Source organism: Pseudomonas sp. FFUP_PS_473 (assembly GCF_002858665.1).
GTDB classification, from domain to species: domain Bacteria; phylum Pseudomonadota; class Gammaproteobacteria; order Pseudomonadales; family Pseudomonadaceae; genus Aquipseudomonas; species Aquipseudomonas defluvii.
On record NZ_PJQQ01000007.1, the window covers coordinates 21,459 to 46,948 of the forward strand.

Below are 25,490 nucleotides of genomic sequence, written 5' to 3' on the forward strand. Positions count from 1 at the left end.
TCCACAGTGCAGGGTTGGTGAAGCAAACCTCAATGGGCTTCCAGGATCGGATCGAGCGCGCGACCGTGCTCGACCTCCCAGCCCAGCGGTACCACATCGCCCACAGCCAGGGCTGGGTCGAGTTCGGCAATCGGCTGCTTCACGAAGAAATCGGCCTTGCCGCAGACTTCCAGGCGCACCCTTACGTGGTCACCCAGGTAGACGAATTCGGCCACGCGGCCGGAGAAACGGTTGACGCAATGTTCGCTATGACCGTTGAGGCGCACGCGCTCAGGGCGAATCGAAAGGGTTACAGGCTCGCCCGGCTGACCGACGTTGACCGCCAGCGCCTCAACCTTCTCGCCACGCGCCAGTTGCACCTGGCAACGGTCACCGCTCTGGCTGAGCAAACGGCCATTGATACGGTTGTTCTCACCGATGAAGTTGGCAACGAAGGTGTTCTTCGGCTCTTCGTAGAGGGTACGTGGGTCGGCGATCTGCTGAATCTCGCCTTGATGGAACACCGCCACCCGATCCGACATGGTCAAGGCTTCACCTTGGTCGTGGGTCACATACACCACGGTCACGCCCAGGCGTTGGTGCAGGTGTTTGATTTCCATCTGCATGTGTTCACGCAGCTGCTTGTCCAGCGCGCCGAGCGGTTCGTCCATCAGAACCAGCTGTGGCTCGAACACCAGCGCCCGGGCCAAGGCCACACGCTGCTGCTGACCACCGGAGAGCTGGCCCGGATAACGCTGGGCGAAGGCATCAAGCTGAACCATGTTCAGCACACGCTTGACCCGCTCACTGATGTCGGTCTTGCTCAGGCCGCGCACGGTCAGCGGGAACGCCAGGTTCTCGGCAACGGTCATGTGCGGGAACAGTGCATAGTTCTGGAACACCATGCCGATGTCGCGTTTATGCGGCGGTACATTATTGATCGAGCGACCCGCCAGTTGGATCTCGCCAGCGGTCGGGGTCTCAAAGCCAGCCAACATCATCAGGCTGGTAGTCTTGCCCGAGCCCGAAGGCCCCAACAAGGTGAGAAACTCGCCTTTGCGAATGTCCAGATTGAGGTCTTTGACGATTAGCGACTCGCCATCGTAGCTCTTCTGCACACCACGGAAGCTGACCAGCACTTCGCCGGTTGCAGCGCTCGAATTCACCTCACTCATACCCGTACCTTTTTGTTGGATGACTGCCGTAACACAAGCCTAGTGAAGGCAAAAGGCAGCGCAAATCGGGGGTGGAGAGAGATTGACATCAGCCGGGTGGAAGGGTTGTTGTAGGGATTGCCCTACAAGGATGGCGTTTTTAGATATCCGCCGACGCTACTGGAGCCCCCCAACCAATGCCGCCCCCGGCAGGACAGCGTGGGAAGGGCCCGATGGGCCGACGCAAGGTGTCGTATTCAGAACAGTCAGAGCAGCTTGTGCTCCATGGCGTACTTAACCAGCTCAGCCAGCGAGTTGACGTTGAGCTTCTGCATCAGCCGCGCCTTGTGCGTGCTGATGGTCTTGTTGCTCAGGGCCAGTTGCTGGGCAATGTCGTTGACATTGGCACCCTGGGCCAGGCGCTCGAAGACCGAAAACTCACGTTCGGATAGCAGCGAGTGCAGGGGGCGAGCGTCCGTCAGGCCTACCTCAAAGACCATTCGGTCTGCCAGATCGGGATCAATGTAACGCCCCCCTGAAGACACCCGGCGAATCGCCGTCAGCAACAAGGCAGGGTCACTGTCCTTGGTTGCATAGCCGGCGGCGCCAATCTTCAGCGCCCGTGCAGCCATCTGTGCTTCGTCATGCATCGACAGCACCAGGATCGACGGCGGGTTGTTCAGCGCCCGGATACGCGGGATCGCCTCAAGACCATTGACGCCTGGCATCGAGATGTCCAGTAACACCACTTCGCACTCGGTATGACGCAAGGTATCGAGTAGCTGCTCGCCATTGGCGGCCTCGCCCACCACCTGCATGTCCTTGGCCAGGCCGATCAATTGTTTGATGCCTTCGCGCACAATGGTGTGGTCTTCAGCAACCAGTACTCGTATCACGGCCCTGCTCCTGTGTTAATCCAAGGGAATCCGCACGCTCAGGCTGGTGCCCTCGCCCGGTTCACTGTCGAGTGTCATGGTGCCGCCCAGCATCAGCACCCGCTCGCGCATACCAACCAGCCCGAAGGAACTCGGGCGACTATCGTGCATGGCGAAACCAATACCGTCATCACTGATGGTCAGGCATAGCTGCTGCTCATCTTCGGTCAGGCTTATCTCTACAGTATGCGCCTGGGCGTGGCGCATCACATTGGTCAACGCCTCCTGCAAGATACGGAACAACCCTATGGCCTTGGCATCGCTCAAGGGCGGCACGTTTTCAGGCACCTCCACCAGGCAAGGAATCTGCGTACGCGCCTCAAAGCGACGCGCCTGCCATTCGATTGCCGAAGCGATCCCGGCGTCGAGGATCGGCGGGCGCAATGCCGTCGCTACATCGCGCACCAGTTGAAAGAGCTGGGCAATCAGGCGTTTCATGCTCGCCAAGCGTTCATTCAAGCCGGGGTCAAGGTCGGCATAAGCAAGCTCGCACATCGATGTTTCCAGTTTCAGTACGGTGAGCATTTGGCCCAGTTCGTCATGCACCTCGCGGGCGATGCGGGCCTTCTCTTCCTCCCGGACGCTTTCCAGGTGCGCCGACAGCTCACGCAATTGCTCCTGCGAGCGCGCCAACTCCAGTTCGATCACCTTGCTCTGGGTGATGTCCCACACGATGCCGTCCCAGACCACACGCCCATCGCCCAGTGCCCGCGCGGTGGCCTTGATGTCGGCCCAGCGTATGTCGCCCTGACGCGTAACGATTCGCCCCTGCCAGGCCCAGTCACTGTCAGTCTCAAGTGCTCGGTCCTGGACCTGATGATAATGGGCACGGTCATCCGGATGAACCAGGCTGCGCAAGCCCATATGCGGGCGCTGGATTTCAGCCGGCGTATAGCCAACGAGTGCCTCACTGCCCTCACTGATGTAGGGGAACTCCAAGAGACCAACAGGCGGATCCCGCTCCAGGCGAAACACCAGGCCCGGGACGTTGGCTGCAATCCCCTTGAGCCGTGCCTCGCTTTCCTGTTGCGCCGCCAATGCACGGCGACGCTCGGTGACATCGGTCAGGAACACCACCAGGTACTCGGCATCACGAAAACGCAGGAAGCTCAGCGAAACATCCACCGGCAACAGTCGGCCATCAGCGCGCAGGCATTCGGTTTCAAAGCGTTGCGCCGCTTCGTCACAGGAACGCGCACGCTTCCACAGCGTCAACCAGCGATCCATGTGCAGATTGGGCTCGAAGTCGATCAATGGGCGTTCCACCACCTGCCCCGGCGCATAACCGAGCATCGCTTCGGCCGCGCGGTTGGCATAACGTACATGGCTGTCCCAGTTGACCCACAGAATGCCGACGGTACTTTGATCAATCGAAAACTGGCTCAAACGCAGCGCCTGTTCTCGCGCCAAACGCTGGGCAATATTGTCGCGCGCGGCGAGAAGGCTATGTTCCAGCGCATGCTGTTGACGCCGCTGCCAGAGCACAATGGCCATGGCGCTCAGCAACAACGCAAGCAGCAGCAGGCTCAGGTTTTGCCAGAAACCCGGCGACTCGCTCAGGCGCGGGTACTTGGGCTGCAGCCAACGGTTGTGCAGTTTCTCGAGGTCTTTGGGCGGAATCGCCTGCAGCCCCCGCTCAAGTATTTCCGCCAACTGCGGCCAGTCACGTCGCGAGCCGATACGCAGCAACTGCGGCAAGCCAATATCACCGACCACCGCCAGCTCGCTGAATTCGTTCTCGCGAGACAGACGGCTGAGCTGGGCTTCATCCACCACCGCGTAGCGTGCCTGTTCAGTGAGCAACAGCTGTAGAGCCTGGCGCTCCAGTGGCACACCTTGCACATTCAAATTGGGATAGGTGCTGCGCAAATAATCGGCCACCGCACTGGGCATGCGCACAGCCACGCGGTCCGTACTGCTGAGCTTTTCCAGGTCCACCGCTACGGCACCATTACGCGGGCCGACAATCAGCTGCGGCACACGCATGTACGGGTCGCTGAACAACCATAAGCGCAAGCCCGCAGGCGTTTGGGTCAGGCCTGGGGCCATATCGATTTCGCCGCCCACCAGCGCGTGCTCAAGCGCCGACTGGTCAGGATAGTTACGCCATGTCAGGTCCAGCCCCAAACGCTTGCCGAGCCAGTTCATCAACTCGACATTAACCCCCGAAAGCTGCTGAAGCCTGCGGTCGAATTGAGCATAAGGGGCTTGCAGTACCAAACCCACACGCAAGCTGCGATGTTCATCCAGCCACTGCTGTTGGGCCGGATCCAGCTGCAGCGGCGGCGTTGTCGATGCCGCTGCAGCCCACGCGATAAAGGGCAGACAAAAACAGCCGATAAACCACAAGCAGCGCAAACGCTTCATCTTGAATCTCGTCATAGAACGGACGGCCTCAGAGCATGGCCGTCCCGGACAAATACCTTTAGGCTGCCGGTAATAATCTGGCCTGGATAGATCCATGTTCCCACTGAATCGCACAACGCTTCCTGCGTTATGCCTGTCCTTGATACTACCTTGTACCCTAAACGCCGCAGATGGCGAAACGCCAGAGCCGGCGAAAGAGGCACAGCCGACGCCTGTGCAGCGCCAAGCCCTGAACGAACGCAGCCAGGACGATGCCTTGGCACTTGAGCGCCAAGCCCCAAAAGAAGAACAACAAACCCTGCAAGCCGGCAGCGACAGCTTTCTGGCCCTCTGGAAGCCCGCCAATAGCGGCGACCCGGAAGGAGCATTGATCATTCTTGCGGGTGCCGGCGAAACCGCCGACTGGCCAAAGGCTGTTGGCCCACTACGGCGCAAATTTCCGGATGCCGGCTGGCACAGCCTTAGCCTGAGCCTGCCCGACCTGCTCGCTGACAGCCCGCAACCCCGGGCCGAAACACCGGCCAAGCCCGCAGAGCCCAGCGCAGAGGGCCAGCAGGCACCGGCCAAAGACACACCCGCCGACGCCAATGCCAGCGTTGAACAAGCCACGGCCGCCGAAGGCGAAAGTGCCGATAACAGCGAACCGGCAAAAACGCCGGAAGCTCAAAGCAACGCCGATGCCGAACGGATTTTTGCTCGCCTGGATGCGGCCGTCGCTTACGCGCAGCAACAGAATGCCCGTAGCGTTGTACTGCTCGGACATGGCACGGGGGCCTACTGGGCTGCTCGCTACCTGAATGAACGCCAACCGGCGCAGGTACAAAAACTTGTTATGGTCGAAGCACAAACACCGGCCACTGCGGACCAGAACCTGACGGCCCTGGCACCGGGGCTGAAGCTGCCGACGGCCGATTTCTACTACAACCAGCCACGAGCCCGAAAGGCGGCCGAGCAGCGACTACAAGCCAGCAAACGGCTAAAAGGCAGCAACTACCACCAGGTGGCCCTCACTGCCATGCCCGGTAACCGCAACGCCGAACAGGAAAACCTGTTTCGCCGGGTCCGTGGCTGGTTGAGCCCCAGCCAGGACAACTAAAATCCCTGCCGCGTGCGGATGACCGAGTAAGCCTGATGCAGATCACGGGTGTACTCGGTCGCCTCCCGCACACGCTCAGGGCTCGCGCCACTACCCACTAATTTGTCGGGGTGGTGACGGCTCAACAAGCGCCGATAAGCACGCTTGATCTGCTCAGGCGCTGCGCCCACCTCGACACCCAGCAACTTCAGCGCATCCGGATACGCCAGGGTGGCACTGCCCAGCGCGGTTTTCTGAGGTTCATAGTCCTGCGTCAAGGCCTTCACCTTGGCGGCTGACCAGCCCAACGCCTGCCCCCATTGCACAATCAACTCACGTTCATGAGGGCTCGCCCGGCCATCGGCCCAGACCATCCGCAGACACGCACGCAAAACCCCTTCGGCAGCATGCGGTTGCTGCTTGAGGCGACGCAGATAGCGCCCGAGCCGCTCCCGTCCGTTCTTGCCCCGGTTGAACGCTGCAATCGCACGGCGCCGCGCCGGGTCGCTCATTTCCAGGCGCTGCATTTCCTGCCGCGCCTGCTGAATGTGCCCCTCCACCACTCGGCCGTCACTCTTGGCCAGCCGCCCCAACAGCAGGAACAACACCTCATCGTCACGCAACACGGGGCGACCACCCAAGCGCTCACGCACGTGCGCCCAGCTATGCAACTGCAGACGGCGGTCCATCGCCTGACCAAGTAACGCCCCCAGCAAGGCCCCAGGAATGCTGGCAATGGCGAAACCCGCCCCAGCACCAATCACTGTGCTCGGCCACAACATCTCAGCGGCGCTCGCCAGTCATGATGCGTTCGACATCGGCAAGACGCTCAAGCGTGCCCACATCCACCCAATGGCCAGCGAAGTGCTCGCCGCTCACCTGCCCCGTCGTCATCGCCTGGCGCAACAGCGGCGCCAGTTTGAACGCGCCTGGCTGGCAGTCGGCAAAAAGTGCCGGATCAAGCACGGCAATACCGCTGTAGGTCAGGGTGTCAGCCCCCGCCTCGGCGTCGAGCACCCGGCCATCGACCAAACGAAAATCACCCTTGCCGTGATGCCCGGGGTTATCCACCAGCACCAAATGCGCCAAACCCGCCAAGGGCTGACGCAAGCGGGCGAAGTCAAACTCGGTCCAGATATCGCCGTTAACCAGCGCAAACGGCGCATCACCCAGTAGTGGCAACGCCTTGTAGATACCCCCGCCGGTTTCCAGTGGTTCACCTTCCGCCGAGTACTGAATGCTAAGCCCCCACTGCGCACCGTCACCCAGGTAGTCTTCAATCTGCTGGCCAAGCCAGGCGTGATTGATCACGACATCCTTGAACCCGGCGGCAGCCAGTGCCTTCAGGTGATACTCGATCAACGGCACCCCCGCCACTGGCACCAAGGGCTTTGGGGTATGCAGCGTCAGCGGCCGCATGCGCTCGCCTTTTCCCGCAGCCAGGATCATTGCCTTCATGACCGCACTCCGGCTGCCTGCTGCAACTGCGTGATCAACTCACCGAGTTCAGCAAGCTCCGGACGACGGGCAACCACTGCATCTATATAAGCAAAGAAACGCGGCACATCACCCAGGTAGCGTGGTTTGCCATCGCGGTGGCAGATCCGCGCGAAAATGCCGATCACCTTCAGGTGGCGCTGCACGCCCATCAGGTCACTGGCACGGTGGAAACTGTCAAAGTCGCCTTGCACAGGGATGCCCCGTGCTTGCGCACGCTGCCAGTAATCACGCAACCAACCGGCTACGCGGGCCTCTGGCCAGCTCAGAAACGCATCTTTGAACAGGCAGGTGATGTCATAGGTGACCGGGCCATACACGGCATCCTGAAAATCCAGCACGCCCGGGTTCGGGGTACTGAGCATCAGGTTGCGCGGCATATAGTCGCGGTGCACCAGTACCTTGGGCTGATCCAGCGCACTGTCGATCAATAGACCGCTCACACGCTGCCAGGCCGCGTGTTGCGCCTCGCTAAAGGCAAGCCCCAGTTCCCGCCCCACGTACCACTCAGGGAACAACTCCAGTTCGCGGCGCAGCAGCGCGACGTCATAGCTGGGCAATGGCGCCGTCATGGGTAACCGCTGGAACGCTAACAGTGCGTCAACCGCATCATTGAACAAGGTGTCGGCATTGTCGGCATCAATGACATCCAGGTAAGTCTGCTTGCCCATATCACTGAGCAGCAGAAAGCCACGCTGCAGATCCTGCGCATAAATGTTCGGTACATGGATGCCGGCACTGGCCAGCAAATGATCGATATCCACGAAGGGCTTGCAGTTTTCCTGGGGCGGCGGTGCGTCCATGACGATAAAACTGCGGCCATTGGCTTCCCAGCGAAAGTAGCGGCGGAAGCTGGCATCGCTGCTGGCGGCAGTCAGGCTGCCTTGCGGCACCTCGCCCCAGCCCTGGGCCTGGAACAGATTTGCCAGTTGTTCATCGAGCCAGACATTCAAGTGTTGCAGGCGTACATCGTGATCGGGCATTACAAGGGTCTCCGACGGCCCTAGCCGTCAAGCGGGTCATGCTTTATTATCCAGCATCTTTTTCAGACCATCGAGAGGCGTGCGGCCCCACACGCGGGCAGATGGCACGCAGGAAGCCCGGACTAATAAGATGGCATTGAAATCCCCCGCGTTTCGTAAAAAATTCCCGTTGCTGGTTACCGGCGGCTTGCTGGCCATGCAACCTCTGGCGACGTCGTACGTGGTCGCCGCAGAACAGTTCGACTGTCAAGTGTCTGCTGCCGGCGGTTGGGACTGCAAGCCCAAGACCACTACTGCCAACTTGCCTCCACGTCCTGTGCACCCAGGCGCCGCCGTCAGCTCGACCGACGAAACCTCGGCACCCGCTGCCGAAGCGGCTGAAGAGCCGGGCAAAGGCCCGATGCTCGTCACTGAAAGCAAAGGCCGTGTACTGAAATCGCGTAGCGCCGATTACAGCCATCTTGACTGGGTACCCCGTGACAAGCTGACCCCTGCACAACTGGCCGAGACCGGCCCGTACTGTGGTGGCGCCTATGTCGAGCCAACCCGCCCCGGCATGAACGACAGCACCCCGAAAGATGAAGCACCGACCTTCATTGGTGCCAAGGTTTCGCGCTATCAGCAGGAGCAGCAGATCGCTCAGCTCGCCGGTGACGTAGTGATGCGCCAGGGCAGCATGCAGGTCGAGGCCGATGAAGCCAACCTGTACCAGGCTGAAAACCGTGGTGAGCTCAAAGGCAACGTGAAGATTCGCGACAACGGCTCGCTGGTGGTTGGCGATCACGCCGATATTCAGCTCGACACTGGCGAAGCCAAGGTCGACAACGCCGAATACGTGATGCACAAGTCACACATCCGCGGTAACGCCCTGTATGCCAAGCGCGCCGAAAACGCCATCATCCGGCTGAAAGACGGTACCTACACCACCTGTGAGCCGAACAGCAACGCCTGGCAGCTCAAGGGCAACAACATCACCCTGAACCCGGCCACCGGTTTCGGCACCGCGACCAACGTCACCCTGCGGGTCAAGGATTTCCCGGTGTTCTATACACCGTACATCTACTTCCCGATCGACGACCGTCGCCAATCCGGCTTCCTGCCACCGTCGTTCAGCACCAGCAGCGACAGCGGCTTCACGCTGGTCACCCCGTACTACTTCAACCTGGCGCCGAACTACGATGCCACGTTGTACCCGCGCTACATGGCCAAGCGCGGCCTGTTGATGGAAGGCGAGTTCCGCTACCTGACCGAGTCCAGCGAGGGCCAATTCGGCGGCGCCTGGTTGAACGATAAGGAAGACGAACGCAAGCTGCAGTCCGACTACAAGGACCAGCGCTGGATGATCAACTGGCAGCACAAAGGCGGCCTTGACTCGCGCCTGATGACTGAAGTCGACTACACCGACATCAGCGATCCGTACTACTTCCAGGATCTGGAAACCGACCAGATTGGCGTTGAAAGCCGCGACTACGTGAACCAGCAGGGCGCGCTCACCTACCGTGCCGAGGACTACACGGCGCGGTTGAACGTGCAGGCCTACGAGCTGGCGACGATCACCCGGATCACGCCGTACGACCGGTTGCCGCAAATCACCTTCAACGGGAAGCTGCCGTACCATCCAGGCGGGCTGGACCTTTCCTACAAGACCGAGTTTGCACGTTTTGAGCGCGACCTGCGCACCGGCAACTTCATTGATGAAAATGGAAATTCCGACCCGTGGTATGACACTCGCGTTTCGGGCCTGGCACGTGCCAATGGTGACCGAATCAACCTGGCACCACGAATCAGCCTGCCGCTGGAAACCGGTTATGGCTTCCTGAAACCATCGCTGACCTACGTCTACACCGACTACAACCTGGACCTGGATCAGCGCGGGAAAGACACACTGGCCGATGGCGAGACCTTCAAAAGCTCGCAAAACCGTGATGTCCCTGTCTTCAGCGTGGACAGCGGCCTGTACTTCGACCGCAATACCCAATGGTTCGGCAAGAACTACCGCCAGACCCTGGAACCGCGACTGTTCTACCTGTATGTGCCTTACAAAGACCAGACTGATATCCCAGTCTTTGACACCAGCGAAAGCACCTTCAGCTACTCCTCACTCTTCCGTGAGAACCGTTTCACTGGCTCCGACCGCATCGGCGACGAGAACAAACTGTCGCTTGGCGTGACCAACCGCTGGATTGAAGAGAACGGTTTCGAGCGGCAACGCTTCAGCATTGGCCAGGCCCTGTACTTCAAGGACCGCAAAGTCCAGTTGCCGCGCATTGACTGGCGTGATCGCGAAGATGCCCAAGCGAACGTTTCGCCCTACGCCCTGGAATACCAGTACCGCTTCAACCGCGACTGGCGCCTGAACTCCGACTTCAACTGGGATCCGGACAGCCGCAGCACCCGTTCGGGCAGTGCGATGTTCCACTACCAGCCTGAAGACAACGTCAACAAAGTGGTCAACCTCGGCTATCGCTACCGTAACGATGCCGTCCGCTATGACCAGACCACTGGTAAATGGCAAGTGGGTGGTGGCGACTATGGCCAGCCGGGTGACGCGAACTACGTCAAGGACTACTACAAGATCCAGCAGCATGACTTCTCTGTCATCTGGCCGGTCGTTCCGCAGTGGAATGCCATCGCTCGCTGGCAGCATGACTACAACCGCAACCGTACCCTGGAAGCCTTCGGTGGTTTCGAGTACGACAACTGCTGCTGGAAACTGCGTCTGATCAACCGCTACTGGATCGACTACGACGAGTTCAGCCAGGACGCACCAAGCAACGAAAAAGGCGACCACGGCATCTTCCTGCAGATCGTACTCAAAGGTCTCGGTGGCGTAGTGGGCAACAAGGTCGAGACGTTCCTCGACGAAGGCATTCAAGGTTATCGTACACGTGAAGACCAAGCTTATTGATTGTCTGCGCCCGCTGATGCTGGGCGCTGTATTGCTGAGTTCCGCAGTGCATGCCGCGGTACAGGAACTGGACCGCGTGGTGGCCATCGTCGATAACGATGTGGTCATGCAAAGCCAGCTGGACCAACGTGTGCACGAGGTGCAGCAAACCATCGCCAAGCGCGGTTCTGGCGTTCCGCCAGCCAGCGCCCTGGAGCCGCAGGTACTGGAACGCCTGATCGTCGAGAACCTGCAATTGCAGATCGGTGACCGTTCCGGCATCCGCATCACCGATGAAGAGCTGAACCAGGCCATTGGCACCATTGCCCAGCGCAATGGCATGAGCATCGATCAGTTCCGCGCAGCCCTGGCCCGCGACGGCCTCTCCTATGAGGACGCCCGCGAGCAGGTTCGCCGCGAGATGATCATCAGCCGTGTGCGTCAACGCCGTGTAGCCGAGCGCATTCAAGTGTCGGAGCAGGAAGTGAAGAACTTCCTCGCCTCGGACCTGGGCAAGATGCAGCTTTCTGAAGAGTTCCGCCTGGCGAACATCCTGATCCCGACCCCGGAAAGCGCCAACTCGGCTGCAATCCAGGCTGCTGCCAAGCAAGCCGGCGAGGTGTACCAGCAGCTCAAGCAGGGTGCCGACTTCGGCCAACTGGCTATCGCCCGCTCCGCCAGCGAAACGGCACTGGAAGGTGGTGAGATGGGCTGGCGCAAAGCCGCTCAACTGCCGCCACCGTTCGACCGCCTGCTGAGTTCCCTGTCGGTCGGTGATGTTACCGAGCCAGTGCGTACGCCAGGGGGCTTCATCATCCTCAAGCTGCTGGACAAGCGTGGTGGCCAAACCCAGGTTCGTGACGAAGTCCATGTTCGTCACATCCTGATCAAGCCAAGCGAGATCCGCAGCGAAGCCGCAACCAAGCAGTTGGTGGAAAAGCTCTACGACCGGATCAAGGCCGGGGAAGACTTCGCTGAACTGGCCAAGAGCTTCTCGGAAGACCCAGGCTCGGCGCTCAATGGTGGCGACCTGAACTGGATCGACCCGAACGCGCTGGTGCCGGAGTTCCGCGAAGTCATGGCAAGCAGCCAGCAAGGTGTAGTGTCCAAGCCCTTCAAGACCCAATACGGCTGGCACGTACTTGAAGTGCTGGGTCGCCGCGCCACCGACAGCACGACTCAAGCCCGCGAACAACAAGCGTTGACCGTACTGCGCAACCGCAAGTACGACGAGGAGCTGCAGACCTGGCTGCGTCAGATTCGTGACGAAGCCTACGTTGAAATCAAGCTCCCCGGCGCGGCCCAGGCCGCCCAGTGAAACGCCAACGTTTCGCCCTGACACCCGGCGAGCCGGCCGGCATAGGTCCAGACCTGTGCCTGCTGCTCGCTGCACACGCCCAGCCTTACCCTCTGATCGCCATTACCAACCGTGACCTGCTCGCCGAGCGGGCCGCGCAGTTGGGCGTGGCCGTCACACTGCTGCCCGTGTCTGCCGATGCCTTCCCGGATACACCTGCCGACGCAGGCAGCCTGTATGTCTGGGATACACCGCTGCAAACCGCTGTGGTGCCTGGGCAACTGAATAAAGCCAACGCCGCCTTCGTGCTGGAAACCCTCACCCGTGCGGGCCAAGGCTGCCTGGATGGCCATTTCGCGGGCATGATCACCGCGCCGGTGCACAAAGGCGTGATCAACGAGAGCGGTATCGCCTTCTCCGGCCACACCGAGTTTCTTGCTGACCTCACCCACACCCAGCAGGTGGTAATGATGCTGGCGACACGCGGCCTGCGTGTTGCGCTGGTGACCACTCACCTGCCCTTGCGCGACGTGGCCGACGCCATCACCGAGGAGCGGCTGGAGCGCGTCACGCGTATCCTGCATGCCGACCTGGTGAACAAGTTTGGCATCGCCAACCCGCGCATCCTGGTCTGCGGCCTCAACCCGCATGCCGGTGAAGGCGGCCATCTGGGCCGCGAAGAAATCGACATTATCGAACCGACATTGGCGCGCCTGCGCAGCGAAGGCATGGACCTGCGCGGCCCACTGCCCGCCGATACCCTGTTTACCCCCAAATATCTGGAGCACTGCGATGCAGTGCTGGCGATGTACCACGACCAAGGCCTGCCCGTACTCAAGTACAAAGGGTTTGGCGCTGCAGTGAACGTGACCCTGGGCCTGCCGATCATCCGCACTTCGGTTGATCATGGCACCGCCCTGGACCTTGCCGGAACCGGCAAGATCGACACCGGCAGCCTGCAGGTCGCCCTGGAAACCGCCTATCAGATGGCCGAGACCCGTTTATGAGTGAGCAATACCAACACCGGGCGCGCAAGCGCTTCGGCCAGAACTTCCTGCATGACGCAGGCGTTATCGACCGTATCCTGCGTGCCATTCACGCTCGCCCAGGCGAGCGCATGCTGGAAATCGGCCCCGGCCAGGGTGCACTGACCGCAGGCCTGCTGGGCAGTGGCGCAGAGCTGGACGTGGTGGAACTGGACAAGGACCTGATCCCGATCCTCAACCACCAGTTCGCGGGCCGTGACAACTTTCGCCTGCACCAGGGCGACGCCCTGAAGTTCGACTTCACCAGCCTGGGGGCCGCCCCACACAGCCTGCGTGTCGTCGGCAACCTGCCGTACAACATCTCCACCCCGCTGATTTTCCACCTGCTGGATAACGCCGGGCTGATCCGTGACATGCACTTCATGCTGCAGAAGGAAGTGGTCGAGCGCCTGGCCGCAGGGCCTGGTGGCGGCGACTGGGGACGTCTGTCGATCATGGTTCAGTACCATTGCAAGGTCGAGCACCTGTTCAACGTCGGGCCTGGCGCCTTCAACCCGCCTCCCAAGGTTGATTCAGCCATCGTCCGCCTGGTGCCTCACGAAACCCTGCCGCACCCAGCCAAAGACCACCGGCTGCTTGAGCGCATTGTTCGTGAAGCCTTCAACCAGCGCCGCAAGACCTTGCGCAACACCCTCAAGGCGCTGCTCAGCAGCGAGGCGATCGAGGCGGCCAATGTCGATGGCAGCCTGCGTCCGGAGCAACTCGATCTCGCCGCCTTTGTCCGCCTGGCCGACAAACTGGCCGAGCAGAGCGGCGCCGAATAAGCCTCCCGCCGGTCAACCGTGCATTCACGGCTGGCCGGCCGCCCCGCCTTTGGCCTAGACTGAAGCAATTGCAGCATTCGCGTTTGCTTAAGGCCCTTTGCATGTCTGATCCTCGCTACCAGATCGACGTCAGCGTCGTCACCCGATTCCTTCCCGAGCAGTCCCAACCCGACAACGACCGTTATGCCTTCGCCTACACCATCACGGTGCAGAACAACGGCCAGTTGCCCGCCAAGCTGATGTCCCGGCATTGGCTGATCACCAACGGCGATGGCGAAGTCGAAGAAGTACGCGGTGCTGGCGTGGTTGGCCAGCAACCGCTGATCGAGCCCGGAGCCAGCCATACCTACAGCAGCGGTGCGGTCATCAGCACGCGTGTTGGCACCATGCAAGGCACCTACCAGATGTTTGCCGAAGACGGAAAACGCTTCGATGCGATCATCGCTCCATTCAGGCTTGCAGTGCCTGGGGCTCTGCACTGATGGCAGTTTATGCCGTCGGCGACCTGCAAGGCTGCCTGCAACCCCTCAAATGCCTGCTGAAGCGCGTAGCGTTCAACCCTGCCGTCGATACGCTGTGGCTGGTCGGTGACCTGGTCAACCGCGGCCCGGAATCGCTGGAAACACTGCGCTTCCTCTATGGCATGCGTGACTCACTGGTGTGCGTACTGGGCAACCATGACCTGCACCTGCTGGCGGCCGGGCACAATATCGAGCGCCTGAAAAAGAGTGACACCCTGCGCGAGATCATCGAAGCCCCAGACGCAAAAGACCTGCTCGACTGGCTACGCCAGCAAAAGCTGCTGCACTACGACGAGCAACGCGAAATCGCCCTGGTGCATGCCGGCATCCCGCCGCAGTGGAGCCTGAACAAGGCTCGGCGCCTGGCCGCGGAAGTCGAGGAAGTGCTGCGTGATGACACACGCCTGAAGCCCTATCTGGACGGCATGTACGGCAATGAACCGAACAAGTGGGACAAGAGCCTCCACGGGGTGGCACGCTTGCGGGTTATCACCAACTACTTCACCCGCATGCGCTTCTGCACCAGCGACGGCAAGCTCGACCTCAAGGGCAAGGAAGGGGTCGATACCGCCCCGCCTGGCTATGCGCCCTGGTTCAGTCACAAGGAGCGACGCACCCACGGCCTGAAGATCATCTTCGGTCATTGGGCTGCGCTTGAAGGCCGGTGTGACGTACCCGGCCTGTACGCACTGGACACCGGCTGTGTCTGGGGCGGGTCCATGACCCTGATGAACGTCGACACCGGTGAGCGCTTCGAGTGCGAATGCAGCAGCGAAGGCAGCCTGCGCCCACAACCCTCAATGCCTGCAGCCTCTCAGATGGCTGATCACTCCTGAAGGAACCCCCATGAGCGAATTCAAACGCATCCCTCCCGAGCAAGCCCAAGCGCTGCGTGAGCAAGGTGCGGTCGTGGTCGACATTCGCGATCCACAGACCTACGCCGCCAGCCACATCACAGGCGCTCACCACCTGGATAACCAGTCGGTTGCCGACTTCATCCGCAATGCCGACCTTGATGCCCCGCTGGTGGTGGTTTGCTACCACGGTAACTCCAGCCAAAGCGCAGCGGCCTATCTGGTCAGCCAGGGCTTTTCCGACGTCTACAGCCTTGATGGCGGTTTCGAACTGTGGCGTAGCGTCTACCCCGAGCAAACCGCTCAAGGCGACGCCGAATAATTTTTTTCACGGTCCTCCAGCCCACGTCCCCTGTGGGCTGGCGCCAGATCTGACGAACGGTCGTGGCGAACTTATCACGCAACCACCCTTGACCTCCCCGATTCCGAACTATTCTTAGGCTCAGGCCATCCAAAAAGGGGAGAGCCGGTACACCGGCGTGCGGGTCATCGGTAGCGATTTTACAGGTGTTCTGGGGGGTATGAAGCAATCGGGCATCCGGTTGTTTGCCAGCATCAGCTGACTGATCCGGCGTCGGCTCCACGTATCGAGCGAGGTGACGTCATGAGTATTTTTAGCCACTTCCAACAACGTTTCGAGTCCACCCGTCAGGAAGAGCTTTCGCTGCAAGAGTATCTAGAGCTCTGCAAGAAAGATCGCAGTGCCTATGCTTCGGCGGCCGAACGCCTGCTGATGGCTATTGGCGAACCAGAGCTGATCGACACTTCGCACAACTCGAGGCTGTCGCGGATTTTCTCCAACAAGGTCATACGGCGCTACCCGGCCTTTGAAGACTTCCACGGCATGGAAGAATGCATCGACCAGATCGTCTCCTACTTCCGCCACGCCGCTCAGGGCCTGGAAGAGAAGAAGCAGATTCTCTACCTGCTCGGCCCGGTCGGCGGCGGTAAATCGTCACTGGCAGAAAAGCTGAAGCAGTTGATGGAGAAAGTGCCCTTCTACGCCATCAAGGGCTCACCCGTTTTCGAGTCCCCGCTGGGGCTGTTCAATGCCGCGGAAGACGGCAGCATCCTTGAGGAAGAGTACGGCATTCCACGGCGCTACCTGAATACCATCATGTCGCCATGGGCCACCAAACGCCTGTCCGAGTTCGGCGGCGACATCAGCAAGTTCAAGGTGGTCAAACTCTACCCCTCGATCCTCAACCAGATCGCGGTAGCCAAGACCGAGCCAGGCGATGAGAACAACCAGGACATCTCTGCACTGGTCGGTAAAGTCGATATCCGCAAGCTGGAGGAGTACCCACAGAACGACGCTGACGCCTACAGCTACTCGGGGGCATTGTGCCGGGCCAACCAGGGCCTGATGGAATTCGTCGAGATGTTCAAGGCGCCGATCAAGGTCCTGCACCCGTTGCTTACCGCAACCCAGGAAGGTAACTACAACAGTACCGAAGGCCTGGGCGCGATCCCCTACTCCGGGATCCTGTTGGCCCACTCCAACGAATCGGAATGGCACAGCTTCCGCAACAACAAGAACAACGAGGCGTTCATCGACCGGATCTACATCGTCAAGGTGCCGTACTGCCTGCGCGTCAGCGATGAGATCAAGATCTACGACAAACTGCTGTTCAACAGCTCCCTGGCCAAGGCCCATTGCGCGCCCGACACCCTGAAGATGCTTGCCCAGTTCACCGTATTGTCGCGCCTCAAGGAGCCAGAGAACTCCAACATCTACTCGAAGATGCGCGTCTATGACGGCGAAAACCTCAAGGACACCGATCCAAAGGCCAAGTCGATCCAGGAATACCGCGACGCGGCCGGGGTCGATGAAGGCATGAACGGCCTTTCAACCCGTTTTGCCTTCAAGATCTTGTCCAAGGTCTTCAACTTCGACCCACACGAAATCGCCGCCAACCCGGTACACCTGCTGTATGTGCTGGAGCAGCAGATCGAACAGGAACAGTTCCCGGCTGAAGTGCGCGAGCGTTACCTGCGCTACCTGAAAGAGTACCTGGCGCCCCGCTACATCGAGTTCATCGGCAAGGAAATCCAGACCGCTTACCTGGAGTCCTACAGCGAGTACGGTCAAAACATCTTCGACCGCTACGTGCTCTACGCCGACTTCTGGATTCAGGACCAGGAGTACCGCGATCCGGAAACCGGCGAGATCCTCAACCGCATTGCCCTCAACGAGGAGCTGGAGAAGATCGAAAAACCGGCCGGTATCAGCAATCCGAAGGATTTCCGCAACGAGATCGTGAACTTCGTGCTGCGCGCCCGGGCCAACAACAACGGCAAGAACCCGACCTGGCTCAGCTACGAGAAGCTGCGTGTGGTCATCGAGAAGAAAATGTTCTCCAACACCGAGGACCTGCTGCCTGTCATCAGCTTCAACGCCAAAGCCAGCAAAGAGGATCAACAAAAGCACAACGACTTCGTCACACGGATGGTGGAACGCGGTTACACCGACAAGCAAGTCCGGCTGCTCTCCGAGTGGTACCTGCGGGTCAGAAAGTCACAATAACCCGCAACCGGAGCACCGGTTGTCGTTAGCCCAGAGCCTGTGTCAGCAATATCTGCTACACAGGCTTGAGGGAAGTTGTCGGAAAGCTGGCGGCGTGGTTCAGCCACACTCAGTGCGCACCCGAGCAGTCCGTTTCGGATGTTCTGGCCGATTGACCCGCCAAAGGTTTTCCAAGACGGCTTCATAAGGAGCAGTCATGAGCTATGTGATCGACCGACGTCTGAACGGCAAGAACAAGAGCACGGTTAACCGCCAGCGCTTCTTGCGGCGCTACCGCGACCACATCAAGAAAGCCGTCGAGGAGGCCGTAAGCCGCCGCTCCATTACCGATATGGAGCACGGCGAGCAGATCAGTATTCCCGGGCGCGATATTGACGAGCCGGTGCTGCACCATGGCCGCGGCGGCAAGCAGACCGTCGTCCACCCCGGCAACAAGGAGTTTACCGCTGGCGAACATATCGCCCGCCCTCAAGGCGGCGGTGGCGGCAGCGGACGCGGCAAGGCCGGTAACTCCGGCGAAGGCATGGACGAGTTCGTCTTCCAGATCACCCAGGAAGAGTTTCTCGAATTCATGTTCGAGGACCTCGAATTGCCCAACCTGGTCAAGCGTCACCTGGCCGGTACCGACACCTTCAAAACAGTACGCGCCGGTATCAGCAACGAAGGCAACCCGTCACGCATCAACATCATTCGCACATTGCGTTCTGCCCATGCACGGCGTATTGCCCTGTCTGGCAGCAGCCGCGCCAAACTGCGCGAGGCTCAGGAAGAACTTGCCCGACTGAAACAGGAAGAACCTGACAATTTCGGCGACATTCAAGCCATAGAAGCGGAAATAGAGCGGTTGAGTGCGCGCATTCATCGCGTCCCCTTCCTTGATACCTTCGACCTCAAGTACAACTTGCTGGTCAAACAGCCCAACCCAAGCTCAAAAGCCGTGATGTTCTGCCTGATGGACGTTTCCGGGTCCATGACCCAGGCAACCAAGGACATCGCCAAACGCTTTTTCATCCTCCTGTACCTGTTCCTCAAGCGTAACTACGACAAGATCGAAGTCGTGTTCATCCGCCACCACACCAGTGCCCGCGAAGTGGACGAGGAAGAGTTTTTCTATTCACGGGAGACGGGCGGCACCATCGTTTCCAGCGCCCTGAAAATGATGCAGGAGATCATGGCCGAACGTTATCCGGCCAACGAGTGGAACATCTACGCCGCCCAGGCCTCGGACGGCGACAACTGGAATGATGACTCGCCGATCTGCCGCGAGATCCTCAGCAAGCAGATCATGCCCTTCGTGCAGTACTACACGTACGTCGAGATTACCCCACGCGAGCACCAGGCCCTGTGGTTCGAGTATGAGCGCATCGGCGAGTCCTTCCCCGACACATTCGCCCAGCAACAACTGGTATCGGCCGGTGATATCTATCCGGTCTTCCGTGAACTCTTCCAGCGCAGGTTAGTGACATGACCGCCAGAGAACAGAAGCGCCAACCCATTTCCACGGGCTCCGAATGGACGTTCGAACTCATCCAGGCCTATGACCGTGAGATCGGCCGCCTGGCAGAGCGCTATGCCCTGGACACTTACCCCAACCAGATCGAGGTGATCACCGCCGAGCAGATGATGGACGCCTATGCCTCGGTCGGCATGCCGCTGGGCTACCACCACTGGTCGTATGGCAAACACTTTCTCAGCACCGAGAAGTCCTACAGCCGCGGCCAGATGGGCCTGGCGTACGAGATCGTCATCAACTCCGACCCGTGCATCGCCTACTTGATGGAAGAAAACACCATCTGCATGCAGGCGCTGGTGGTGGCCCATGCCTGCTATGGCCACAACAGCTTTTTCAAGGGCAACTACCTGTTCCGCACCTGGACTGACGCCAGCTCGATCATCGACTACCTGGTGTTCGCCAAGCAGTACATCACCCAGTGCGAAGAGCGGCATGGCATTGATGCCGTGGAGGACCTGCTCGATTCCTGCCATGCCCTGATGAACTACGGTGTAGACCGTTACAAACGCCCCTACCCGATCTCTGCCGAAGAAGAACGGCGTCGGCAAAAGGACCGTGAAGAACACCTGCAGAAACAGATCAACGACCTGTGGCGCACCATACCCAAGAACAGCGACAAGAACAGCGACAGAGACAACGCACGCTTCCCCGCCGAGCCACAGGAGAACATCCTGTATTTCATCGAGAAGCATGCACCGCTGCTTGAGCCCTGGCAGCGTGAAGTGGTGCGCATCGTGCGCAAGATCGCCCAGTACTTCTACCCACAACGGCAAACCCAGGTGATGAACGAAGGCTGGGCAACCTTCTGGCACTACACCCTGATGAACGACCTGTACGACGAAGGGCTGGTGACCGACGGCTTCATGATGGAGTTCCTCCAGTCGCACACCAGCGTGGTGTTCCAGCCAGGTTTCGACAGCCCCTACTACAGCGGCATCAACCCTTATGCCCTGGGCTTTGCCATGTACCGCGATATTCGCCGCATGTGTGAAAACCCCACGGAAGAAGACCGTCGCTGGTTCCCCGACATCGCGGGTGGCGACTGGCTCTCGACCATCAAGTTCGCCATGAGCAGCTTCAAGGACGAGAGCTTCATCCTGCAGTACCTGTCGCCCAAGGTCATCCGCGACCTCAAGCTGTTCAGCATCCTCGACGATGACCAACGCGACGACCTGCTGGTGCCTGCGATCCACGACGAAGCCGGCTACCGGACCATTCGTGAAACCCTGGCCGCCCAATACAACCTGGGCAACCGCGAGCCCAACGTGCAGATCTGGAGCATTGACCGGCGAGGCGACCGCTCGCTGACCCTGCGCCATCAGCAGCACGACCGAAAACCTCTGGGGGACTCCACCGAAGAAGTACTCAAGCACCTGCACCGTCTCTGGGGCTTCGATATCCACCTGGAAACCCTGCAGGGCGACCAGATCGTCAAAACCCACCATGTGCCGCCCAAAGGCGAACACTCGGACGGCGATTACGGTCGCCTCGACCTGGCCGTCGTACACCTGTAGCGAAGCCAGCCTCCGTTGCTGCCGGACAGGGTATCCTGTGGCATCAACGGAGGTTTTTTAATGCACATCTACAAGGTCGGCGGCGCGGTACGTGACCGCCTGCTCAACAGGCCCGTAACAGATATCGACTGGGTGGTAGTGGGCGCGACAGTCGAGCAGATGCAAGCCTTGGGCTATCGCCCGGTCGGTGCCGACTTTCCGGTTTTCCTGCATCCACGCAGCGGCGAGGAATATGCGCTGGCACGCACGGAGCGCAAGAGCGGGCGTGGCTATGGCGGGTTCACCTTTCACGCAAGCCCCGAGGTCACCCTTGAAGAAGACCTCATCCGGCGCGACCTGACCATCAATGCCATCGCCGAAGACGAACACGGCCAGGTGTTTGACCCCTACAACGGCATCCGCGATCTAGAAGCACGCATCTTACGCCATGTTTCCCCGGCGTTCGCCGAAGATCCCCTGCGCGTATTACGTGTAGCCCGCTTCGCCGCGCGGTATGCCTACCTGGGCTTCACGGTGGCTCCGGAAACCCTTGAACTGATGCGCCAACTCAGCGCCTCCGGGGAACTCCAGGCCCTTACGGCAGAACGCAGCTGGAAGGAAATCTCCCGCGCACTTATGGAAGACCAGCCACAGGTCTTCATTGAGGTGCTCCGGGCGTGTGGTGCGCTGAAGGAGTTGCTGCCCGAGGTCGATGCGTTGTTCGGTGTACCGCAGCCGGCTGCACACCACCCGGAAATCGACACCGGCCTGCACACCCTCGCCGTGCTGGAACAGGCGGCCGTGCATCAACAGCCCCTCAGCGTGCGCTGGGCTTGCCTGCTGCACGACCTGGGCAAAGGCCTGACCCCTGAAGCGCAATGGCCACAGCACATTGCCCACGAGCATCGCGGGCGGCCCTTGATCAAAGCGGTCAACCAGCGTTTCAAGGTACCGCGAGACTGCCAGGAACTGGCAATACTGGTCGGCGAGTACCACACCCACAGCCACCGGGCCCTGGAGCTCAAGGCGTCGACCCTGCTGGAGCTGTTGCAGAGCTTCGATGTGTATCGCCGCCCAGAGCGTTTTGAGGCGTTCATCGCGGCCTGCGAAATGGACGCCCGTGGGCGCCTTGGGCTGGAACAGCGGGCCTACCCACAAGCGGACTACCTGCGTGGTGCGGCTGCGGCAGCACGCGCGGTCGCAGTCCAGCCATTGGTGCAGCAAGGCCTGACGGGGCAAGCCTTGGGTGATGCGCTTAAATCAGAGCGGCTGAAGGCGCTGAAGGCCTACAAGGACGCGGCCGCACACTAGCACGCCTCATCAGCCTTGGCGGCGCCTGCATCGCCGCCGAGGCTGTCCTGACGCGTCAGTTGCTGACCGCGCCACTCGAACGGTACAGGCGCCAACACCTGTTCGATATGCGAGTCGGCCCACAACTGAGCCATGGTCTTACCGACTTCCACATGAACCAGTTCAGGGGCAATCAGCGACAATGGCCAGAGCACGAAGGCATTTTTCAGAATTTCGGCACGCGGCAGCACCAGACCATCGAAATTACCGACCAGATCGCCGTACAGCAGTACATCGATATCCAGCGGCAGGCCTTTGCGCTCAGGCGCATAACGACCGTTTTCAGCCTCAATGAACTTCAAGCGACGATCCAGCTCCGTCAGCGGCAGATCGGTCTTCGCCACCACCACCAGATTGAAGAACGGGCCACTCTTGATGCCCACCGCCTGGCTCTCGAACACCGCTGAACAGTGCATGTCCACAAGGAACGATGCCAGCGCATCAAGCCCTGCGGTCAAATGCCGTTCTCGCTCGGTATTGCTACCAAGCCCAAGGTAAACCGTGGTCAGAGACATCCGCGCTCAATCTCCACACCCACCCCGCTGGCTTCCGGGACGGCGCCGGGCTTGGTCAGCTTGAGGTGCAACCAGGGAATCTGAAATTCGTCCATCAGCACCTTGGCCAAGCGCTCGGCAAAGGTTTCCACCAGTTGGAACTGCGCCTGCTCGGCAAAAGCCTGGATGCGCGCCGACACACTGGCGTAATCGAGGGCCAGCGTCAGGTCATCACCTGCGGCTGCCGGGCGATTGTCCCAGGCGAATCGCAGGTCCAGCCGCAAGCACTGGCGAATACCGCGCTCCCAATCGTAAGCACCGATGACGGTATCGACTTCCAGCCCTTCGATGAACACTCTGTCCAAGCACTTTTCTCCGCTGCACGACAAGGGCGCCTTGCGCCGTTAGAATCAGGGCGTCCTCGCCCGGAATAGTTAGCATGTTTTGGTTACTGGCATTGCTCGCCTACCTGCTCGGCTCGCTGTCCTTTGCCATCCTACTCAGCCGCCTGAACGGCTGCCCCGACCCGCGCATGAGCGGTTCAGGCAACGCCGGCGCGACCAACATGCTGCGCCTGGCGGGGAAAAAACTCGCCATCCTGACCCTGCTCGGCGATCTCTGCAAAGGCCTGCTGCCCGTACTGATCGCGCAAGCGCTGGGCTTTGGCTTGCAACAACAAGCCTGGATCGGCCTGTACGCCGTCATCGGCCACCTGTTCCCGGTGTACTTTCGCTTTCGTGGCGGCAAGGGCGTTGCCACTGCTGCCGGCATGCTCCTTGGCCTCTACCCGCCGGCCGCTCTACTGGCCATCAGTGCCTGGCTGCTTACCTTCCGCCTGACCCGTACCAGCTCGCTGGCCGCGTTGATCGCCACACCGCTCACCCTGCCCTTGCTGGCCTGGCGCGAACCTGAGGCACTGCTGCCGATAAGCGTACTGACGATACTGATCGTCTGGCGCCATCGCGGCAATCTACGCGACCTTTTCGCCGGGCGCGAACGACACTTCTGAACCTGAAACATGAATGGCTTTCAGCTTCAAAGCGCTGGCAACTGCTCCATCGGCCAACGCGCCTGCACTGTAATTGCCAGGCTTTCGTGCTGCCCGGCGGCCAAACGCTGGCAGCCGGCATAGGCAATCATCGCCCCGTTATCGGTACAGAATGCTGGGCGCGCGTAATACACATTGCCTTTGAGCCCGGCCAGCATGTCTTCCAACGACGCACGCAAGGCCTTGTTCGCGCTCACCCCACCGGCAATCACCAGCCGCTTGAGGCCGGTTTGCTTCAAGGCACGCCGGCACTTGATGGTCAAAGTCTCCACCACTGCCTGCTGGAAGGCCAGCGAGATGTCGCAACGGGTTTGCTCACCGTCGTCCCCAGCGCGCTGGCATTGCTGCCAGGTGTTGAGGGCAAAGGTTTTCAGGCCGCTGAAGCTGAAATCCAGGCCCGGACGATCGGTCATAGGCCGTGGGAAGACAAAGCGCCCCGGTACACCCTGAGCGGCAAGGCGGGCAATCTCCGGCCCGCCCGGATAGTTCAGGCCGATCAGCTTGGCGGTCTTGTCGAACGCCTCACCTGCTGCGTCATCCAGGCTCTCGCCCAACAGTTCGTAGCGACCGATACCATCCACCCGGACCAGTTGGGTGTGGCCACCCGAAACCAGCAAGGCGACGAACGGGAACTCCGGTGGCTGGGCCTCCAGCATCGGCGCCAACAGATGGCCTTCCATATGGTGTACGCCCAACGCCGGGATGCCCCAGGCAAACGCCAGGGCCTGGGCGCAGGAGGCACCCACCAGCAACGCACCGACAAGCCCGGGGCCTGCCGTATACGCGATGGCATCGATCTCGGTCGCGACACAGTCGGCCTCGGCCAGCACCTGCCGGATCAACGGCAGCATGCGCTTGACGTGATCACGCGAGGCAAGCTCGGGCACCACCCCGCCGTAGACACGGTGAAGGTCGATTTGACTGAACAGCGCGTCGGCCAACAAACCGCGTTCACTGTCGTATAATGCGACGCCGGTTTCGTCGCAGGATGTTTCCAATCCCAGTACTAGCATGGGTCTATGCCTTGTATAGGCTGAATTCGAAGGCGCGCATGATAGTCCCCGTACCCGATGCCGACCAGCGGTTTTCGATCAGAGGCTTTGCATTCCGAGCGTCTAAGGGTTAACATCCGCAACCCTTAAAAACCGACGTTCTCCAGCGCACATTTTTGCCACGAGTACGTTGCCCCGGTACTAAATGAAGGTAGCTCTGGATGCCAGCCGTCAAAGTTAAAGAGAATGAACCCTTCGACGTAGCTCTGCGTCGTTTCAAGCGCTCCTGCGAAAAAGCCGGTGTACTGGCTGAAGTTCGTAGCCGCGAATTTTACGAGAAGCCGACTTCCGAGCGTAAGCGCAAGGCTGCTGCTGCAGTTAAGCGTCACGCCAAGAAAGTCCAGCGCGAGCAGCGCCGCGCCGTTCGTCTGTACTAATACAGACGTTCGACCACGCTTCTGCCTAACCCGGTCTAAACGCCGGGTTGTCGGCAGATGATGTTTTACTCAGGCCTAAACACCTGAGCTGCAGAAACCGCTCGTCGGTTGAAGCAGGCCTTCCAATCGTCAGAACTGGCATCACGCCAGCTGTGCACGTCAACACTGACGAGTCCTCACGGGCTGCAGGCGAGCACACTCTTCCACACTTGTGTTATGAACATTCGACCACGCTCGAATGCGCAGCCGTTCCCGCAGCATTAGCGATTACACTGGT

Annotated in this window: 23 protein-coding genes; 14 read left to right on the forward strand and 9 right to left on the reverse strand. The window is 60.2% G+C overall.

Annotation, left to right across the window (positions count from 1 at the left end):
• Positions 1-29: 29 nt before the first annotated feature.
• The 3 genes from CYD26_RS06540 to CYD26_RS06550 all read right to left on the reverse strand — a co-directional run bounded on the left by CYD26_RS06540 (position 30) and on the right by CYD26_RS06550 (position 4,435).
• Positions 30-1,154: an ABC transporter ATP-binding protein gene (locus tag CYD26_RS06540; RefSeq protein ID WP_102052157.1), complete on the reverse strand. Its 1,125-nt coding sequence runs from the start codon at positions 1,152-1,154 to the stop codon at positions 30-32.
• A 245-nt stretch (positions 1,155-1,399) separates the two neighbouring features.
• Positions 1,400-2,029, reverse strand: coding sequence for a response regulator transcription factor (locus tag CYD26_RS06545; protein WP_065759023.1), 630 nt, complete (start codon positions 2,027-2,029; stop codon positions 1,400-1,402).
• Positions 2,030-2,044: 15 nt separating this feature from the next.
• Positions 2,045-4,435 carry a PAS domain S-box protein gene (locus CYD26_RS06550; protein ID WP_102052158.1) on the reverse strand — a complete coding sequence of 797 codons (2,391 nt, stop codon included), beginning with the start codon at positions 4,433-4,435 and terminating at the stop codon, positions 2,045-2,047.
• A 94-nt stretch (positions 4,436-4,529) separates the two neighbouring features.
• On the opposite strand from CYD26_RS06550, the gene CYD26_RS06555 reads away from it, so the two are divergent.
• Positions 4,530-5,531 carry an alpha/beta hydrolase family protein gene (locus tag CYD26_RS06555; RefSeq protein ID WP_102052159.1) on the forward strand — a complete coding sequence of 334 codons (1,002 nt, stop codon included), beginning with the start codon at positions 4,530-4,532 and terminating at the stop codon, positions 5,529-5,531.
• Here CYD26_RS06555 and CYD26_RS06560 read toward each other — a convergent pair.
• From CYD26_RS06560 to CYD26_RS06570, 3 genes are read right to left on the reverse strand one after another with little or no spacing between them, the layout of a single operon-like run.
• Positions 5,528-6,292, reverse strand: coding sequence for a TerB family tellurite resistance protein (locus CYD26_RS06560; protein ID WP_102052160.1), 765 nt, complete (start codon positions 6,290-6,292; stop codon positions 5,528-5,530). The genes CYD26_RS06555 and CYD26_RS06560 overlap by 4 nt on opposite strands.
• A gap of 1 nt (position 6,293) precedes the next feature.
• On the reverse strand, positions 6,294-6,968 hold the full coding sequence (gene murU, locus CYD26_RS06565) for an N-acetylmuramate alpha-1-phosphate uridylyltransferase MurU (protein ID WP_102052161.1): 675 nt from the start codon (positions 6,966-6,968) through the stop codon (positions 6,294-6,296).
• Positions 6,965-7,990: an aminoglycoside phosphotransferase family protein gene (locus CYD26_RS06570; protein WP_065759028.1), complete on the reverse strand. Its 1,026-nt coding sequence runs from the start codon at positions 7,988-7,990 to the stop codon at positions 6,965-6,967. Before CYD26_RS06570 ends, murU begins: the two co-directional genes overlap by 4 nt.
• A 130-nt stretch (positions 7,991-8,120) precedes the next feature.
• Here CYD26_RS06570 and CYD26_RS06575 point away from each other — a divergent pair, with 130 nt between their 5' ends.
• The 11 genes from CYD26_RS06575 (at position 8,121) to CYD26_RS06625 (ending at position 22,203) form a co-directional block, all read left to right on the forward strand.
• Positions 8,121-10,898: an LPS-assembly protein LptD gene (locus CYD26_RS06575; protein WP_102052162.1), complete on the forward strand. Its 2,778-nt coding sequence runs from the start codon at positions 8,121-8,123 to the stop codon at positions 10,896-10,898.
• A complete protein-coding gene (gene surA / locus CYD26_RS06580; protein WP_065759030.1) occupies positions 10,879-12,195 on the forward strand; it encodes a peptidylprolyl isomerase SurA in 1,317 nt (438 codons plus the stop codon). Before CYD26_RS06575 ends, surA begins: the two co-directional genes overlap by 20 nt.
• Positions 12,192-13,181 (forward strand): 4-hydroxythreonine-4-phosphate dehydrogenase PdxA, encoded by a 990-nt coding sequence (pdxA, locus tag CYD26_RS06585; protein WP_102052163.1) that lies wholly within the window; start codon positions 12,192-12,194, stop codon positions 13,179-13,181. The genes surA and pdxA overlap by 4 nt, the downstream gene beginning before the upstream one ends.
• Entirely contained in the window at positions 13,178-13,984 is an 807-nt protein-coding gene (gene rsmA / locus CYD26_RS06590; protein ID WP_099775988.1) for a 16S rRNA (adenine(1518)-N(6)/adenine(1519)-N(6))-dimethyltransferase RsmA, read from the forward strand. Before pdxA ends, rsmA begins: the two co-directional genes overlap by 4 nt.
• 101 nt (positions 13,985-14,085) lie before the next feature.
• On the forward strand, positions 14,086-14,466 hold the full coding sequence (apaG, locus tag CYD26_RS06595; RefSeq protein WP_099775990.1) for a Co2+/Mg2+ efflux protein ApaG: 381 nt from the start codon (positions 14,086-14,088) through the stop codon (positions 14,464-14,466).
• Positions 14,466-15,341 (forward strand): symmetrical bis(5'-nucleosyl)-tetraphosphatase, encoded by an 876-nt coding sequence (locus tag CYD26_RS06600; protein WP_102052164.1) that lies wholly within the window; start codon positions 14,466-14,468, stop codon positions 15,339-15,341. The genes apaG and CYD26_RS06600 overlap by 1 nt, the downstream gene beginning before the upstream one ends.
• Before the next feature lie 10 nt (positions 15,342-15,351).
• Positions 15,352-15,681: a thiosulfate sulfurtransferase GlpE gene (gene glpE, locus CYD26_RS06605; RefSeq protein ID WP_065759035.1), complete on the forward strand. Its 330-nt coding sequence runs from the start codon at positions 15,352-15,354 to the stop codon at positions 15,679-15,681.
• 282 nt (positions 15,682-15,963) lie between these two features.
• The gene (locus CYD26_RS06610; RefSeq protein WP_065759036.1) at positions 15,964-17,886 is read left to right on the forward strand and encodes a PrkA family serine protein kinase; all 1,923 of its coding nucleotides are present in this window, start codon (positions 15,964-15,966) and stop codon (positions 17,884-17,886) included.
• Positions 17,887-18,082: 196 nt separating this feature from the next.
• Positions 18,083-19,354 carry a YeaH/YhbH family protein gene (locus CYD26_RS06615; protein WP_065759037.1) on the forward strand — a complete coding sequence of 424 codons (1,272 nt, stop codon included), beginning with the start codon at positions 18,083-18,085 and terminating at the stop codon, positions 19,352-19,354.
• Positions 19,351-20,913 carry a SpoVR family protein gene (locus tag CYD26_RS06620; protein WP_065759038.1) on the forward strand — a complete coding sequence of 521 codons (1,563 nt, stop codon included), beginning with the start codon at positions 19,351-19,353 and terminating at the stop codon, positions 20,911-20,913. The genes CYD26_RS06615 and CYD26_RS06620 overlap by 4 nt, the downstream gene beginning before the upstream one ends.
• A gap of 60 nt (positions 20,914-20,973) precedes the next feature.
• Entirely contained in the window at positions 20,974-22,203 is a 1,230-nt protein-coding gene (locus CYD26_RS06625; protein WP_102052165.1) for a multifunctional CCA addition/repair protein, read from the forward strand.
• Here CYD26_RS06625 and folK read toward each other — a convergent pair.
• Positions 22,200-22,757 carry a 2-amino-4-hydroxy-6-hydroxymethyldihydropteridine diphosphokinase gene (folK, locus tag CYD26_RS06630; protein WP_102052166.1) on the reverse strand — a complete coding sequence of 186 codons (558 nt, stop codon included), beginning with the start codon at positions 22,755-22,757 and terminating at the stop codon, positions 22,200-22,202. The two genes, CYD26_RS06625 and folK, sit on opposite strands and share 4 nt — an antisense overlap.
• Positions 22,748-23,101 carry a dihydroneopterin aldolase gene (gene folB / locus CYD26_RS06635; protein WP_065759041.1) on the reverse strand — a complete coding sequence of 118 codons (354 nt, stop codon included), beginning with the start codon at positions 23,099-23,101 and terminating at the stop codon, positions 22,748-22,750. The genes folK and folB overlap by 10 nt, the downstream gene beginning before the upstream one ends.
• 74 nt (positions 23,102-23,175) lie before the next feature.
• Between folB and plsY the strand changes: the two genes are divergently transcribed.
• On the forward strand, positions 23,176-23,745 hold the full coding sequence (gene plsY / locus CYD26_RS06640) for a glycerol-3-phosphate 1-O-acyltransferase PlsY (protein WP_102052167.1): 570 nt from the start codon (positions 23,176-23,178) through the stop codon (positions 23,743-23,745).
• Positions 23,746-23,771: 26 nt separating this feature from the next.
• Here the strand turns inward: plsY and tsaD are convergent, their stop codons facing one another.
• Positions 23,772-24,797, reverse strand: a complete 1,026-nt coding sequence (tsaD, locus tag CYD26_RS06645; protein WP_102052168.1) for a tRNA (adenosine(37)-N6)-threonylcarbamoyltransferase complex transferase subunit TsaD — start codon at positions 24,795-24,797, stop codon at positions 23,772-23,774.
• Positions 24,798-24,997: 200 nt separating this feature from the next.
• On the opposite strand from tsaD, the gene rpsU reads away from it, so the two are divergent.
• Positions 24,998-25,213, forward strand: a complete 216-nt coding sequence (rpsU, locus tag CYD26_RS06650; RefSeq protein WP_002551877.1) for a 30S ribosomal protein S21 — start codon at positions 24,998-25,000, stop codon at positions 25,211-25,213.
• Positions 25,214-25,490 lie beyond the last annotated feature (277 nt).